Below are 15,978 nucleotides of genomic sequence, written 5' to 3'. Positions count from 1 at the left end.
CGCGATCCTGTCAATGTGGCGCGGAACAGCGGGAGAGGATTATGACGCAATTCGGCCGATGGATCGGTAAGTTCGCGCTGCTGTTCGGGGCAGTAATTGGTTTGACCGGACCGGCGCAGGCCGAAGACGGCTACGATCTCTGGCTGCGCTATCACGCCCCGGCGACGACGCCCGCGCGGAATGCCCCGACGGTCGAAGCGCGCGGCGATACGCCTACGCTCCGGGTCGCGGCGGAGGAACTGCGGCGCGGCGTGGGGCTGTTCGGGACCAGCCCGCCGCCGATCCTGCTGGCCACCGCCAACGATCGCGACGTCGCGGCACTTCGCTTGCCCCTGGCCGCGCTCGGCGACGAAGGATACCGTATCGGCCTCGTCACGATCGGCAATCGCCGCGTCCTCCTCGTCACCGCCAATACCGACCGCGGCGTGCTGTACGGCAGCTTCGCCTTGCTGCGGCACCTCCAGACCGGTGGCAGCCTCGACCGCATCGCCCTGACATCGAGCCCCCGCGTGAAACTGCGCGTGCTAAACCATTGGGACAATCTGGATGGCGTGGTCGAGCGTGGCTATGCCGGCGTGTCGCTGTGGGATTGGTGGACGCTCCCCGATTTCCGCGATCCCCGCTACACCGATTACGCGCGCGCCAACGCGTCGCTCGGGATCAACGGCACCGTCCTCAACAACGTCAACGCGAAGGCCGACAGCCTGACCGCGCCGTATATCGCCAAGGCGGCGGCGCTCGCCGACGTGTTCCGGCCGTACGGGATCAAGGTGTACCTGTCGGCGCGCTTCTCGGCCCCTATCGAAATCGGTGGCCTGAAGACGGCCGACCCGCTCGATCCACAGGTCGCGGCGTGGTGGAAGGCGAAGACCGACGAGATCTATCGCAGCATCCCCGATTTCGGTGGCTTCCTGGTCAAGGCGAACAGCGAAGGCCAGCCCGGCCCGCGCGACTATCACCGCAGCCATGCGGACGGCGCCAACATGCTCGCCGCCGCGGTCGCGCCGCATGGCGGAATCGTGATGTGGCGCGCGTTCGTCTATGCGGAAACCGACCCGGACGACCGCGCCAAGCAGGCATACACCGAGTTCAAGCCGCTCGACGGCACGTTCGCGAGCAACGTCATCGTCCAGGTCAAGAACGGCGCGATCGACTTCCAGCCGCGCGAGCCGTTCCACCCGCTGTTCGGGGCGATGCCGAAAACGCCGCTGATGATCGAATTCCAGATCACCAAGGAGTATCTCGGCTTCGCGACGCACCTCGCCTATCTCGGGCCGATGTTCGCCGAAACGCTGTCGAGCGAGACGATGCGGACGCCGGGCGAGACCGTCGCGGACGTCGTCGACGGCTCGGTCGAAGGTCATACGCTGACGGGCATGGCGGGGGTCGCCAATATCGGGCGCGACCGGGACTGGGCTGGCTCGACGTTCAATCAGGCGAACTGGTACGCGTTCGGGCGGATGGCGTGGGATCCGACGCTGGGCGCCGCGCCGATCGCACGCGAATGGGCGGCGATGACCTTTGCCCCTTCCCCGAACGTCGTCGATCCGGTGGTCGCGATGATGATGGGATCGCGCGAGGCGGTGGTCGACTACATGACGCCCCTGGGGCTCGCGCACCTCATGGCGACGGGGCATCATTACGGCCCGGCTCCGTGGGTGGCCGATCTCAAGCGCCCCGAATGGAACCCGGTCTATTATCACCGCGCCGACAAGGCCGGGATCGGCTTCGACCGGACCAAGACGGGCAGCAACGCGGTCGCGCAATACGCCCCTGCCCTCGCCCGCACGCTCGCTGATCCGGCGACGACGCCGGAGCGCGACCTGCTGTGGTTCCACCACGTCTCGTGGGACCGGCGCATGGCGTCTGGGCGGACATTATGGGCGGAGATGGTCCATGATTACGATTCCGGCGTCGCATATGTCGCGGACATGCGCCGGCGATGGGATGCGCTGAAGCCGCAGGTCGATGCCGAGCGCTGGGCCAAGACCGCGACCTATCTGGCGGTGCAGGAGCGCGAAGCGCGGTGGTGGCGCGATGCGAGCCTCGCCTATTGGATGTCGGTCAACGGACGCCCGTTGCCGGCGGGAGCGGCGGCGCCCGCGCACGACCTGGCGTGGTACAAGGCGCAGCGCTTTCCGTACGCGCCCGGCAACCCGCAATAACCCTTCGATAACGATGCGCTGACGCGACAGAAGAGGATGAGGACGCGATGACGAGACGGTGGCCGTTGGCGCTGATGTTGGGCGCCCTGATCGTGACGGGCGCAGGCGCGCGGGACACTGCACGGGACACTGCACGGGACATTGCGCCGCCACGAAACACGCACTGGATCGCGACCTGGGGATCGGCGCAGATGATCGCCGAGGGCGACAATGCGCTCCCCGCCGACCGGGCCGGCGCGATCACGCTGCGGCAGGTCGTGCGCGTGTCGGCCGGCGGTGAGCGCGTACGCATCCGGCTCTCCAACGCATTCGGTACGCGTCCGCTGGTCATCGGCGGGGCGCACCTTGCCCGGTCGGTCGCGCCCGGCACGCCGCGGATCGAAGGCGGCGCCCGGCTGACCTTCTCGGGGCAGGGCGACGCGGTGATCCCGGCCGGTGCGGAAATCTACAGCGACCCGGTCGCGCTGCGGGTCGCAGCCGGCGCCGATCTGGCCGTCAGCCTCTATTTGCCGGACGCCGCCAGCCCGCAGACCGGCCACCCCGGCTCGCGCGCGACCAGTTTCACGCGGGCCGGCGACGCGGTTGCGGACGGGACGCTGGCGGGTGCGACGCCGACGACACACTGGTATGCGCTCGCGGATGTCGAGGTCGCGGGGGCGCCGGCCGCGGGTACCATCGCCGCGATTGGCGACTCGATCACCGACGGGTACGGCGTGAAGCCCGAGCGCAACACCCGCTGGACCGACGTGCTGGCACAAAGACTCCGCGCGCGCCCTGCAACGCGGGCGATCGGCGTCGTCAATGCAGGGATCGGCGGCAATCGCGTGCTGCTCGACGGTCTCGGCCCCAATCTGCTTGCGCGGTTCGATCGCGACGTCGTCGCGCGCAGCGGCGTGCGCTGGGCGATCGTGCTGGAGGGCGTGAACGATCTCGGCGTCCTGACCCGCGATGCGCCTGCCACGCCCGCGCAGCACGCCGCGCTGGTCGCGCAGCTCAAGGCCGGTTTCACGCAGCTGGTCGCGCGGGCGCATGCGCACGGGATCAAGGTGATCGGCGGCACGGTCATGCCGTTCGGTGGCAACAGCTATTACCATCCCGACGCCGTCAACGAGGCCGATCGGCAGGCGGTCAACGCGTTCATCCGCACGTCCGGCGTGTTCGACGCGGTGATCGATTTCGACCGGTCGATGCGCGATCCGGCACATCCCGACCGGCTGTCGCCCCGCTATGATTCGGGCGACCATCTCCACCCGTCCGAGGCCGGGTATCGCGCGATGGGCGAGGCCATACCCCTCGCCCTCTTCCGCTAGCCGGCGTCTAGATCCCGGTCGCGTACAATGCGTGGTGCGTGAGGATGAACAGCGTGCGGCGGTCGGCGCCGCCGATCACGAGTTGCAGCGGACGCTCGGGGACGTCGATGCGGCGGGCCAGCGTGCCATCGGGGGCGTAGACGAACACCTGGCCGTTGGCGACGTAGAGGTTGCCCGCGGCATCGCGCGCGACGCTCTCGCCGCCGCGATCGGCGACGACCTTGAGGTCGGTCAGGCGGCCCTGATCGCCGACGACGCCGCTATAGGTCCGGTTCTCCGAGGCGTTGGTCAGGACAATTCGTTCGCCGGGGGCGGCAGCGACGAAGCCATAGCTGTCGAGCGTGTCGGACCAGCGCCAGCCGCGGTGATCGTCCGGCCCCTGGTTCCAGACGCGGAATGCCGGCAGCACCAGCGATCCGTCGGGCGAGACATATTCCTGCGACTTGGCCTCGCCCATCTTGCCGGTGAAGAAGTCCGCCATCGTCGGGTAGGTATAGGTCGCCGGGTCGATCCGGTCGGCGAACTCGCCATTCGCCCAGACGTTGACGGGGAGCAGGGTGGCCGCGCCGCGGTTCGGGCCGGCGGTGGTCGGGGGGATGACCGTGACCTCGGCCGGCTTGGCCGGATCGATGCTGTAGACGGTTCCGTCGCGCCCGGCGGAGGACTGGACGAGCAGCTTGCCCGAGCGATCGACCGCGAGGTTCACCGCATCGAGCGGCGCATCCGCGACGATCGACAACCCTTCGGCCTTGGTCCAGCCATGTATCCGTTGAAACTGGCGATCGATGAAATACAATTTCCCCTTCGCATCGATCGATCCGCCTGCGATCGAATAGAAGCCGTCGGCGAGCTTTTCGACGCCCGGCGACACGGGAATCGCCGGCTGGGTCGCCGCGGTCGCAGGGGCGGCTGGCACGTCGAGCCGGGCGAACTCGCGCTCGCGCACCTCCTGCTGGCGGGTCATGTCCTTGATCGCGTTCTCGAACGGGAATTTGCTGGCGCGCAGATAGGTGCCGCAGCCTTTCGCGTCGCAGCTCGCAAAGCCGCTTTCGGCGTTCACATGGACATTGCGAAAGCGGATATCGCCGGAATTGTAGAGCTTTACCGCGGCGTCCATCGGCTTGATCGTGCGCGTCACGCGGTAGCCATGGTAGTTGGCGAACAGGATGTTGCGCGAGTTGCGGATCTCGGTCGAGATCGCGTCGACGCCGTCGCGCACCTCCTGCTCGGTCTGCGGCGCGAGAAATTCCCAGTTCTCGACATTATCGAGGACGATCTCGGCGCGGTAATGGTGCTCGGCCGACAGTTCGTAGACATGGCCGGGGGTCGTGGTGTTCGAGACCTGGAAGCCGGCCGAGGCCAGCGTGTTCGGCGACCAGATCGCCGCGAAGGTGCCGCCGCCGCCGTCCGTCACCCAGATGCTCGGATGCTGCCCGTCGAAGCGCGCGCGCGGATCGCCGAAGCCGATCGGGCTGCCCTTGGTCAGCACCGTGCCGCCGCCGCCCTGGATCTTGACGTCGTTGACCATCGACGCCTCGCCGGCCTTCCACAGAAGCGCGGTCGCGCGCGGGTTCACGCCGCCGGTCCACAGGCCGAGCCCCGAGACGATCGCATTGCCGCCCTTCGCGCTCTGCAACAGCGCCTTGGGACCGCCGACGCCCATGTATGCAGGCGTCTCGTCGGGGAGGTAGAGATGCGTGAGGCTGGGGTGCAGCGAGATCAGGACGCTGTCGGGGCGCAGCGTGATCGTATCGGTGACGCGGTAGCGACCGACCGGGAGATACAGCACGCGGTGCGTATCGATCGCACGCTGCAATGCCGCGGTGTCGTCGGTGGTATCGTCGCCCTTCACGCCGAGATCATGGACGTTCGCCCAGTCGCGGACCGGCGGCATCGCGCGGATCGCCGGGGTGCGCCTCGCGGGCATGCGCGCGAGTGGCGCCATCTGGATGTCGGTCGCATACTCGCCGATCGTGCCCAGCCCTGCCAGCTTCAGGCCGTAGGAGAAGTCGCTGACACGGTAGTTTGGCCCCGCCCCCGCCACGGTCTTCCCGCTGTCGCGGAAGCGGACGAAGGTCGGGGTGTTCGACGCCACCGCATTGTCGAAGCCGACCTGCGTGAAGACGCTGTTCTCCGCCGACACGATCACGCCCGCCTGCGACACGTTCTCGAACCGGACGTCCTTGCCCCAGAGCGAGTCGGAATAGCCGCGGTCGATCTCGATCCCGACCGGCGTGTCGCGGATCGCCACGTTGACGAGCGTCAGGTCGACCTCATGCTCGCGGATCGCCGCATCGCGCTGGCCCTGGAACTCGGAGTCGATCAGCGTGAACTGCCACGCGGGCGAGGTCTTTTCCGACATGATGCCGTAGCGACCGCCGAAGAAGCGCAGGTCCTCGAACTCGTTGCCCGCCTGGTAGATGCCGGCAAGCCCCGAGCCGATGTGGAAATCGACGTGGCGCAGATAGCCGTGCTGCGCGACGCGGAAGCGGACCGCGACCGCGCCGGCATTGCCCGCGCCGATCCGGAAATCGACGTTGGAGAGCGCGGAATAGAAGGTGCTGGAGGTCGCGTCGAAGATCGCGGGGTCGAAGGGCACGCTGGTGCGCGGCGGCACGGGCGCCTTGCCGACGCGGTACTGGTCCTCGCCGGTGAAGCTGACCATCGCCGCGACGCCCGACGCATAGCCCGCGCTGTTGTCGCCGAGCACGATCTCCGGCCGGGTCGGGCCGATGCCGAAGATCCGGACGGCGGAGCGGACGAAGATGGTCCGGCTGATCCGGTAGCGCCCGGAGGGGAGGAACACGACGCCGCCATGGCCGCCCGCCGCGGCCGCGTCGATCGCCTGCTGGAGCGCGACGCTGTCGTCGGCGCGACCGTCGCCGACGCCCTTGACGGTGATCGCGCTCGGGTCGTCGGGCTGGGTGAGATAGACCGAGACGGACTTCGTGGGCGTCGCCGGTTTTGCGAATGCGGGCGTGGCGATCAGAAGCGCCGTCCCGCAGAGCAGCCATTTCGCAACCATCGTCCGTCTCCCGTTATCAGGACAGCAGTCCTACCGTTCGTGGGGGTGCGCTTCATCTGCGACGAAGGTCGTATCTTTTCGGGAAAGCCTTTCGATCCTCCCCCGCCAGGGGGAGGTGGCGCCGTAGGCGACGGAGGGGGAGGACACGGAACAGACGTGCCGCTTACCTCCCCCTCCGTCTGGCAAGCGCCAGCCACCTCCCCCTGGCGGGGGAGGATCGAAAGGGGGCGTCAGATCGCTAGCGTCTGCGCGACGATCGCCGCCTGAGTCCGGTTGCGGACGTTGAGCTTGCGCATCAGGGCGGTCATGTGGACCTTCACGGTGGCCTCGGCGATGCCGAGATCGAACGCGATCTGTTTGTTGAGCAGGCCCGAATGAACGCCGCGGAGTACCCTGATCTGGGTCGGTGTCAGCGCCGCGTGGGTCCCCGGCGCTGGTGCCGCCGCTGGTGCCGCCGGTTTTGCCGCCACCTTGGCCGCCGGGGGATGCCCGATGTCGTGGCCGGTCCGTTCCATGGTCATCCTCCCTGAGCTTCAGCCTGTGCCGCGACGATTCAGTGCCGCCACAGGGTTTGCGCCGTTGATCCAGCGATCCGCTTATACGGATTCGGTTGGACAGGTTTTGAGTATGGGCCACGGATTTGGACGCAATCAAGCCTTTTCTGTTGTCAGAGCGAAAAGACCTGTCGTACAGATATGCACGATCATCAGCAGGCGAAGGCGCCGCTGAGCGACGGGAGGGGCCTGATGCCACACGCACCGGACACGCGTGCACGAAACGCAACGGACGCGCGCGCTGGAACGCGGGCGGCACGCCGATGATCGGTGCGGACATGCGGCTGGTGATCGCCGCGCTGGCCGGCATCGGCCTGGCCGTGGTGATGATCGTCCGCGGGCGGCTCCACCCCTTTATCGGCCTGTTGTGTGGCGCGTTCACCGTCGGGCTGCTCGCTGGGCTGCCGCTCCCTGACGTCGCCAAGGCGGTGCAGAAGGGCGTCGGCGACATCATCGGCGGCACCGGGCTGGTCGTCGCGCTGGGCCTGTCGCTGGGCGCGATGCTGCATCTGTCGGGCGCCGCCGCGTCGCTGGCCAAGGCGGCGCTGCGGATGACCGGCGTCCAGGCCGCGCCCTGGGCTACGCTGGGCATCGCGATCATCGTCGGGCTGCCGCTGTTCTTCGAGACCGGGCTGGTCCTGCTGCTGCCGATCGTCGTCGCGGCGGCCGAGGAGATGACCGGCAAGGACGGCCCGGAACGCGACGCCGCCAAGCTGAGGCTGATCATGCCGGCGCTGGCCGGGCTGGGCGTGGTCCACGCGCTGGTGCCGCCGCATCCGGGCCCCTTGCTCGCCGTCGAGGCGCTCGGCGCCAGCCTCGGCAAGACGATGCTCTACGGGATCGCGATCGCCATCCCGACGGCGATCATATCCGGGCCATTGCTGGCGAAGTTCACGACGCGCGGCGTGCGGCTGGAGGCGCCGGTGCTGCACGATCATGCGCTATCGATCGCACCGCCGGCGCGGATGCTGTCGCTGTTGATCGTGCTGCTGCCCGTGCTGATGATCGCGACCGGCGAGCTGGGCCAGATGATCCCGGGGATGAAGGGCACCGCCTGGCTGGTCGCGGCGAGCAATCCGGTGGTCGCGCTGTTGCTGACCAACCTGATCGCCCTGCCGCTGCTGTTCGGCCGGCGGCTGCGCGATGCCGCGATCCAGACCGCGGTGTGGCACGAGACGATGGGCGCGGCCGGGGCGATCCTGCTCGCAATCGGCGCGGGCGGTGCGCTGAAGCAGGTGCTGGTGACCGCCGGCCTGTCCGACCTGCTGGCGCGCACCGTGCTGATGTATTCGATCTCGCCGCTGCTGCTGGGCTGGCTGGTCGCGGTCGGGATACGCCTGGCGGCTGGCTCCGCGACCGTCGCGACGATCACTGCGGTCGGGATCATGCCGGGCGTGGTCGCCAGCTCGGGCGTGTCGCCGGAGCTGGTCGTGCTGGCGATCGGCGCGGGCTCCGTGTTCTTCAGCCACGTCAACGATCCGGGATTCTGGCTGGTCAAAAGCTATGTCGGCACCAGCACCGCGGACACGTTCCGGACATGGTCGATGCTGGAGACGGCGATCTCGGTGGTCGGCCTCGCGCTGGTGATGGCGCTGAGCTATGTCGTCTGACGATGCCGCAGCCCCAAATTCGAGGCCGGTCGTGACCGGCGGCGAGCGGCTGGCGGACCGGGCCTATACCGGGATCGTCCAGATCATCCTCGACGAGCAGCTCGCGGTCGGCGACCGGTTGCCCGCGGAGGACAAGCTGGCGACGATGTTCGGCATGTCGCGGACGATCGTGCGCGAGGCGCTGGCACGGCTCGCCTCGGACGGGATCACGCAGGCGCGGCGTGGTGCCGGCTCCTATGTCAAACGGCGGCCGTCGGAGCGGCTCGGCTCGCACATGCCGATGGCGGACATCGCCGCGACGCTCGGCACCTACGAAGTACGCTTCGTGCTGGAGGCGGAGGCGGCGCGGCTGGCGGCACAGCGCCGGTCGCATCACCAGATGGACGCGATCGAGCGCGCGCTGGAGGCGTTGCGGACGGCGCTGCTGTCCAATGCGCCGGCGCATGACGAGGACTGGGTACTGCACCGCGCGATCGCCGAGGCGACCGCCAATGCCGCGTTCCTGCCGGTCTTCGATCATCTCCAGGATGCGGTGATGCGGATCCTGCGCGCCGGCGTGGACATATCGCGGTCGCGCGCACCCGAGGTGATCAAGGCGATGATGGACGAGCATGACGCGATCGTCGAGGCGATCCGCGCGCAGGATGCCGACGGCGCCGCGCTTGCGATGCGCTGGCATCTGTCGCAGGGCCGCAAGCGGCTGATGCCCTGACACGGTCCGGCGGATCGGCGGCGGTGCGCCGCGCGAGTCCGATGGTTCCGCACTGCGACCATGGTCGTAGATGATACGCCGCCCCGCATACGGTACAGAGTAACCGGAACGACACGTCGCCAAGCCGGAGCCCGGCACGCGCTACGTGCAACAAGGGGATGGACGGATGCTGAAGGTCACGCGCGATCGGCTATTACTCGTAAAATCACATGTTAACGCTACCAGCCTATTCGTGCTGGCGACTGCGTTGCTGTGTGCGCCAGCCGCGGCCCAGACCGCGCCTTCGGCCGTCCCCGAAACCGCCGTCCCCGAAACCGCCGTCCCCGAAACCGCCGTCCCTGCCACCGCAGAGACTGCAGCCGCGCCGGCGGACCAGGCCGTACCCGCACCGAATCCTGCGCCGCAGACCACCCTGCCCGACGACGACGAGCGGACCGCGAGCACGAAGGATATCGTCGTCACCGGCACGCGCATCACGTCGAGCGGGTTCAACGCGCCGACGCCGACGACGGTGATCGGCGAGGAACAGATCCTCAAGAACGCGCAACCCAACATCTTCACGACGGTGGCGCAATTGCCCTCGTTGCAGGGCTCGACCGGCGCCAATACGGGGACGTTCAGCACGTCGAGCGGATCGCAGGGGCTCAGCTCGTTCTCGCTGCGCGGCCTCGGCACGATCCGGACGCTGACCTTGCTCGACGGCCAGCGCGTCGTCGGTGCTAACGTTACCGGCGTTCCCGACATCAGCCAGTTCCCGCAATTGCTGATCAAGCGCGTCGATATCGTCACCGGCGGCGCCTCTGCGTCCTACGGTTCGGATGCGGTCGGCGGCGTGATCAACTTCATCACCGACACGAAGTTCACCGGGTTCAAGGCGAACGTCCAGAGCGGCGTGACGACCTATGGCGACGACGGCCAGGTGCTGTTCCAGGCGGCGGTCGGCAAGAGCTTCGCGAACGACAGGCTGCACGTCATCCTGAGCGGCGAATATGCCAAGGAACAGGGCGTCGGCCCGGGCAATTTCGGCGAAGACCTCGCCGGCAGCCGCGACTGGTACCGCGCGACCACGCTGGTCAACACCGGCATCATGAACAACGGATCGCCGCAATACCTCGTCCGCGATCACGGCCAGGCGTATCAATACACCAAATACGGCCTGATCAGCGCCGGCCCGCTGCAGGGCACCGCGTTCGACGCCAACGGCCAGCCCTTCCAGTTCCAGTACGGATCGAACGGCGTGCCCGCCAAGGACAGGGCCGGCAACGTCAACGGGTGTTATGTCGGCTTCTGCGTCGGCGGCGACCAATCGGGGCATGTCGGATCGGGCACGTCGCTGCAATCCGCGATCCAGCGGCTCAACGGTTACACGCGCATCAGCTACGACGTCGCGCCCGACATGGAGGTCTACATGACCGCCAACGTCGCGCAGGTGAAGACGCACAACCAGCCCAATCCCGGCTCCGCGAAGACCGGGCTGACCGTACAGTGCGCGAACCCGTATTTGCCCGCGTCGATCTCGGCCGCCTGTGCGGCGAACGGCATCACCAGCTTCCAATACGGGCTGAGCAACGCGATCCTGCCGAACATCCAGGTGAATACCGATCGCCGTCAATATCGCTTCGTCGGCGGGCTGAAGGGCAAGGCCGACCTGCTCGGGACCAACTGGACCTATGACGCGTCGTACGAGCATGGCACCAACATCACCGACATCAACGTCGACAACATCAGCCTGACCGGACGCTACAATCAGGCGATCAACGCGATCAGCCTGAACGGCCAGATCGTCTGCGCCGACGCCGCCGCACGTGCCGCGGGGTGCCAGCCGATCAACATCTTCGGCGGGGCGACACCGTCGGCCGCCGCACTCGCCTATGTCACGCCGGCCGCGGGACCGTTCCAGCATACCAAGCAGACGCAGGACGCCTTTGCCGGCAGCATCTCGGGCGAGCCGATCAATTTGTGGGCAGGGCCGCTCGCGGTCGCGGCGGGCATCGAATATCGCCGCGAATTCTACCGGGTGAACGCCGACCCCTACGGCGCTGGCGTCTCGGCCGACAGTCCCAACTCGACGCTGTATCCGGCCGATCCGAGCCTGAATTCGGTGAACGGCAGCAACTGGTACGCGGGCAACTACAAGAACGGCACGGGCAAGTACAACGTCCTCGAGAGCTTCCTGGAGCTGAACCTGCCGATCCTCAACTCCGACACGCTGGGCCGCGCGAACGTGAACGCGGCGGGCCGGGCGACGCGCTATTCGACATCGGGCGTCGTCTATGCCTGGAAGGTCGGCGGCACCTGGGACACGCCGCTCGACGGGCTCCGCTTCCGCGCCGTGACGTCGCGCGACGTCCGCGCGCCCAACCTGTCGGAACTGTTCGCGGCACCGGTGACGACCACCGTCCCGAACTTCACCGATCCGCGCAGGACCGCCGAGAACCCGAACGGGCGCCAGGTGCTGATCATCCAGAACACGATCGGCAACACGGCGCTGAGGCCCGAAATCGCGCGCAACACCGAACTCGGCGTCGTCTATTCGCGGCCGAAATGGCTGCCGGGGCTCAGCCTGTCGTTCGACTATTACAAGATCAAGCTGAAGGACGTGATCTCGAGCCTGTCGGCGCAGCAGGTCGTCAACCTCTGCCTGGTCGACAAGATCCCCGACACCTGCGGCGCGTTCGACCTCGACAGCGACTCGAAATACGTCAACGTCCAGTCGTTCAACCTCGCGTCGATCAAGACCGACGGGTTCGATATCGAGGCGAGCTATCAGTGGCGCAAGCCGCTGGGGATCGACGGTAACCTCACCCTGCGCGGGCTGACCACGCATGTGATCAAATACGTCACCGATCCCGGACTGCCCGGCACGATCCCGGTCGATTCGGCGGGTGCGAACACCGGCGCGACGCCGAACTGGAAATGGCTCGTCACCGAGAGCTACGACAACGACGCGTTCAGCATCACGCTGCAGCAGCGCTGGTTCAGCGACGGGGTGTACGGCAACCAGTATGTCGTGTGCTCGGCCGGCAACTGCCCGGTCTCGACCAGCAACAACCCGACGATCGACAACAACACGATGAAGGGCGCGTTCTACTTCGACATCGGCGGTGCGGTGAACGTCACCAAGCAGGTCAGCATGTTCTTCAAGGTCGACAATCTGTTCGACCATGATCCCGAGCCTTCGCCACAGACCAACACCGGGCTCGACGTGAACCCGGCGCTCTACGACACGCTCGGCCGCTTCTACCGGATCGGCGTGCGCGCCCGATTCTAAGGGCGGTTCTGAGGGCGGTTCTGAGGGCGTCGTCCCCGGCAGCAGTTCCTGCCGGGGACGAGCCGTCCCTCAACTCTGCCATCCCGCGCGTAGCGGCAGCCGCAGGACCCGGTCGTTCGCGGTCATGTACAATGCCCGCCCCTTCTCGCCGAACGCACAGTTCGCGATCGGCGCGCCGGTCGTGACCAGCGCGAGCGGCTCCGCATCGGGTGTCATGAACATCATGCCGCCCGGCACCGAGCATATCAGGGTCCCGTCGCGCGCGACTTTCATTCCATCGGGCAGGCCGGCGCCGCCGCGCGCCTTCATCGCCTTGGCATCGAGCAGCACCCGGGCATTGCGCACGCCCTTCGCACCCAGATCATAGACCATGATCCGCGGTGCGGTTTCGTCCGATACCGACACGTAGAGCCGCGTTTCGTCTGGCGACAGCGCGATCCCGTTCGGTCGCGTGAGGCTCCCCTCCAGCAGTTCGACCGCACCACCCGGCCGAAGCCGGTAGACGCCGTTCACCGCCAGTTCCTTCAGGGGCGACGTATCGCCTTCGGTCAGGCCGTACGGCGGATCGGTGAAATACAGCGTACCGTCCCGCGCGACATGCATGTCGTTCGGGCTGTTGAACCGCTTTCCCCGATACCGGTCGACGACCGTCTCGCGCCGCCGCGTTGCCAGATCCACGCGATCGATCGACCGACCGCCACTGTTGGCGATCAGCAGCTTGCCCGTTCGATCGAGCGTCAGTCCGTTCGCACCCGGCTCCCGGATGAGCTTCGGATCGGTCCCGCCAGCACCCGACGGATCGAGGAACGGCGCCGCGACACCACCCTTGCGCCATCGCCGCACGATGTTCGCAGGCGGATCGGAGAACAGCAGATACTGCCCGGCCTCGACCCACACCGGTCCCTCCGCCCAGCGTATGCCCGTCGCGACCGTCTCGACCTGCGCACCGGGTGCGACCATCCGGTCGAACTTCGCCGACATTCGCTCGATGCGCGGTTCGGCGTCGGCAGGCGCGGCGGCCCCGCCCGGCATTCCCGCGTGCGCCGACGTCGCGACCAGCGCCACGGCCCCGATCAGGACGCCACGACGATCGGGCCGGAATGCCCGGTCCGGCGTCCCATCAAATACCGGCGGCACGTTGGGCATGCGGGAACTCCTTATTGAGTCGAACGGACGAGCATCTGTTTGGCGCAGGTCTATCCTGTCGGACGTACAAATCGAATAATCACGGCTGTGCCGCTGGGCGTATCGCCGAACGCAACCGTCGCATCGAGCCGAGCCGCTGCGGATCTCACGATCGCAAGACCCAGGCCACTGCCCTCGGAACTACCGGGCGTTTCCAACCGGACGAACCGGTCGAACACCATTTCGCGGTGTTCGGGCGCGATGCCGGGACCGTCGTCGGCGATCGTGACCGTCGTCGCCGCCTCGGTCGCCTCGAGCATGATCGACACGGTGCCGCCGCGCCGGTTGTAGCGAATGCCGTTGTCGACGAGGTTGGAGAGGATCTCGAAGATCAGCGTGCGGTGGCCCGACACGACCGGGCCGGCGGTCCCCTCGCCTTCCAGCGTCAGGTCGATGCCCGCCTCGATCGCGTGCTTGATCTGGCGGGTGATGACCGCCGCCGCGACTTCGCGCAGGTCGACCGCTTCGAGCGGGGCGGACACGCCCGCTTCCTCGGCACGCGCCAAAGCGAGCAATTGCGTCACGAGCCGTTCGAGTCGGACCACAGCGTCGGCGATCTCGTCCAACGCCTCGCGCCGTTCCGCGTCCGAGCCGCGGCGGGCGAGCGCGACCTGGACCTTCAGCACCGACAAGGGCGTGCGCATCTGGTGCGAGGCGTCGGCGGTGAAGCGGCGGACGCCGACGGTGGCGGTGTCGAGCTGCGCCAGCAGGCGGTCGAACGCACCGGCGAGCGGGCGGAGTTCGCTCGGCAGCGGGCCGGTGTCGAGCGGGGAGAAATCCGGGCGCGCGCGTTCGTCGCGCGCTTCGACGGCACCGCGGAGTCGGGCGAGTGGTCGCAGCGACCATCCTAATGCGGGCCTGAGCAGCAACGCCGCGGCACCGACGAGAACGCATTCGCCGATCAGCAGCGCGAGCATCAGGCGGCGGGTGAGCGCCCCGCGGTTGTCGAGCGTCTCGGCGATCTGGACGATCACGGGCTTGTCGATCCGCGGGAGCGAGCGGCGGACTTCGGCGATGCGGATCTTCTGGTCGCGGTAGCGCGCGAAACGATAGCGCGGCACGTCGATCGCGAGCGTTGCGGGATCGGGGGCGGGCAGGTCCGCATAGCCGGTAAGCAGGTCGCTGCCGACGGCGACGCGGTAATAGACGTTGTCGCGCTCGGTGTTTTCCAGCATCCCGAACGCGGCTGCGGGCAGATCCAGCGTCACCTCGCCGCGCTCGACCTGCACCGTCTCAGCGATCGCGCCGAGCGCCCCGCCGAGCACGCGGTCGTTGGTGCGGCGGACCACGTCGGCGATCAGCGTCGCGCCGACCACGCCGATCAGGATCGCCGCCGCCAGCAACGGGCCGAGCACCGCCACCAACAGCCGGGTGCGCAGCGCTGGCGTGCCCCGATCGGTAGCGATGGTCTCAGCCGGCATCGAGCATGTAGCCGACGCCGCGGACGGTGCGGATGCCTGGGCCATCCGGCGCGAGCTTGGTGCGTAGGCGGGTCACATGGACCTCGATCGCATTGTCGCCGACCGGCTCGTCGAACCCGAACACCTCGCCGATCAGCAGCGCGCGCGGCACCACGCGGCCTGCGCGCGTCGCGAGCGCCTCCAGCACGGCGCGCTCGCGCCGGCGCAGGTCGAGCGCGCGGCCGGCGATGTCCGCGTCGCCGGTCGAGCGGTTGATCGTCAGCGTGCCGACGCTGAGCACCGGCAGCGGATCGCCCCCGCGGCGCCGTCCGAGCGCTCGTACCCGCGCCTCCAGCTCCTCGGGCTCGAACGGTTTGCGCAGATAGTCATCGGCGCCGAGATCGAGCCCGCGCACCCGGTCGTCGAGCGCATCGCGCGCGGTCAGCATCAGCACGGGCACACGCTCACCACGCCGCCGCAAGGTTTCCAGCACGGTGAAGCCGTCGATGCCGGGCAGGCCGACGTCGAGGATCACCAGCGCATAGGGCTCCCCCGCGACCACCGACAGCGCGTCCTCGCCGGTCGCGACATGATCGACCGCATTGCCGCCCGCGCGCAGCAACGCGCCGATGCTGCGCGCGAGCGCCGCGTCGTCCTCGATCACCAGGATGCGCATGGAAACCCGTGAAAGGTTGGTGACAGCTTCGGTTCGTACTCCACCGATGCAGTCTATCCGAACACAGAGA

Annotated in this window: 10 protein-coding genes; 5 read left to right on the top strand and 5 right to left on the bottom strand. The window is 67.9% G+C overall.

The genetic code is table 11. The features are described from left to right. Nucleotides 1-41 precede the first annotated feature (41 nt). Nucleotides 42-2,165 (top strand): alpha-glucuronidase family glycosyl hydrolase, encoded by a 2,124-nt coding sequence (locus NLI89_RS03125; protein ID WP_254685684.1) that lies wholly within the window; start codon nt 42-44, stop codon nt 2,163-2,165. Nucleotides 2,166-2,212: 47 nt separating this feature from the next. Then, nucleotides 2,213-3,475, top strand: coding sequence for an SGNH/GDSL hydrolase family protein (locus NLI89_RS03120; protein WP_254685683.1), 1,263 nt, complete (start codon nt 2,213-2,215; stop codon nt 3,473-3,475). Nucleotides 3,476-3,482: 7 nt separating this feature from the next. On the opposite strand, the gene NLI89_RS03115 is transcribed toward NLI89_RS03120, so the two are convergent. Beyond that, a complete protein-coding gene (locus tag NLI89_RS03115; RefSeq protein ID WP_254685682.1) occupies nt 3,483-6,500 on the bottom strand; it encodes a glycosyl hydrolase family 28-related protein in 3,018 nt (1,005 codons plus the stop codon). A 230-nt stretch (nt 6,501-6,730) separates the two neighbouring features. Next, on the bottom strand, nt 6,731-7,015 hold the full coding sequence (locus tag NLI89_RS03110; protein WP_254685681.1) for a helix-turn-helix domain-containing protein: 285 nt from the start codon (nt 7,013-7,015) through the stop codon (nt 6,731-6,733). Nucleotides 7,016-7,317: 302 nt separating this feature from the next. On the opposite strand from NLI89_RS03110, the gene NLI89_RS03105 reads away from it, so the two are divergent. From NLI89_RS03105 to NLI89_RS03095, 3 genes are all read left to right on the top strand, one after another. Continuing rightward, nucleotides 7,318-8,664, top strand: a complete 1,347-nt coding sequence (locus NLI89_RS03105) for a GntP family permease (RefSeq protein WP_254685680.1) — start codon at nt 7,318-7,320, stop codon at nt 8,662-8,664. Then, entirely contained in the window at nt 8,654-9,376 is a 723-nt protein-coding gene (locus NLI89_RS03100; protein WP_254685679.1) for a FadR/GntR family transcriptional regulator, read from the top strand. The genes NLI89_RS03105 and NLI89_RS03100 overlap by 11 nt, the downstream gene beginning before the upstream one ends. A 232-nt stretch (nt 9,377-9,608) precedes the next feature. Then, nucleotides 9,609-12,647, top strand: a complete 3,039-nt coding sequence (locus tag NLI89_RS03095) for a TonB-dependent receptor plug domain-containing protein (protein WP_254685678.1) — start codon at nt 9,609-9,611, stop codon at nt 12,645-12,647. Between the two features lie 69 nt (nt 12,648-12,716). Here NLI89_RS03095 and NLI89_RS03090 read toward each other — a convergent pair whose 3' ends face one another. The 3 genes from NLI89_RS03090 to NLI89_RS03080 are packed head-to-tail and all read right to left on the bottom strand — an operon-like array spanning nt 12,717 to nt 15,908. Continuing rightward, the gene (locus NLI89_RS03090; protein WP_254685677.1) at nt 12,717-13,793 is read right to left on the bottom strand and encodes an SMP-30/gluconolactonase/LRE family protein; all 1,077 of its coding nucleotides are present in this window, start codon (nt 13,791-13,793) and stop codon (nt 12,717-12,719) included. A gap of 50 nt (nt 13,794-13,843) precedes the next feature. Then, the gene (locus tag NLI89_RS03085) at nt 13,844-15,253 is read right to left on the bottom strand and encodes a sensor histidine kinase (protein ID WP_254685676.1); all 1,410 of its coding nucleotides are present in this window, start codon (nt 15,251-15,253) and stop codon (nt 13,844-13,846) included. Beyond that, nucleotides 15,243-15,908, bottom strand: a complete 666-nt coding sequence (locus tag NLI89_RS03080) for a response regulator transcription factor (protein ID WP_187502981.1) — start codon at nt 15,906-15,908, stop codon at nt 15,243-15,245. The genes NLI89_RS03085 and NLI89_RS03080 overlap by 11 nt, the downstream gene beginning before the upstream one ends. Nucleotides 15,909-15,978: the final 70 nt, after the last annotated feature.

It is taken from the genome of Sphingomonas faeni, assembly GCF_024273235.1.
GTDB lineage: Bacteria > Pseudomonadota > Alphaproteobacteria > Sphingomonadales > Sphingomonadaceae > Sphingomonas > Sphingomonas faeni_A.
This window is presented reverse-complemented; position numbering and strand designations above follow the sequence as displayed.

Excerpts from the sequence above, each read along its gene's own strand:
- NLI89_RS03125 (WP_254685684.1), top strand. The coding sequence starts at position 42 with ATGACGCAATTCGGCCGATGGATCGGTAAGTTCGCGCTGCTGTTCGGG.
- NLI89_RS03120 (WP_254685683.1), top strand. The coding sequence starts at position 2,213 with ATGACGAGACGGTGGCCGTTGGCGCTGATGTTGGGCGCCCTGATCGTG.
- NLI89_RS03115 (WP_254685682.1), bottom strand. The coding sequence starts at position 6,500 with ATGGTTGCGAAATGGCTGCTCTGCGGGACGGCGCTTCTGATCGCCACG.
- NLI89_RS03110 (WP_254685681.1), bottom strand. The coding sequence starts at position 7,015 with ATGGAACGGACCGGCCACGACATCGGGCATCCCCCGGCGGCCAAGGTG.
- NLI89_RS03105 (WP_254685680.1), top strand. The coding sequence starts at position 7,318 with ATGATCGGTGCGGACATGCGGCTGGTGATCGCCGCGCTGGCCGGCATC.
- NLI89_RS03100 (WP_254685679.1), top strand. The coding sequence starts at position 8,654 with ATGTCGTCTGACGATGCCGCAGCCCCAAATTCGAGGCCGGTCGTGACC.
- NLI89_RS03090 (WP_254685677.1), bottom strand. The coding sequence starts at position 13,793 with ATGCCCAACGTGCCGCCGGTATTTGATGGGACGCCGGACCGGGCATTC.
- NLI89_RS03085 (WP_254685676.1), bottom strand. The coding sequence starts at position 15,253 with ATGCCGGCTGAGACCATCGCTACCGATCGGGGCACGCCAGCGCTGCGC.
- NLI89_RS03080 (WP_187502981.1), bottom strand. The coding sequence starts at position 15,908 with ATGCGCATCCTGGTGATCGAGGACGACGCGGCGCTCGCGCGCAGCATC.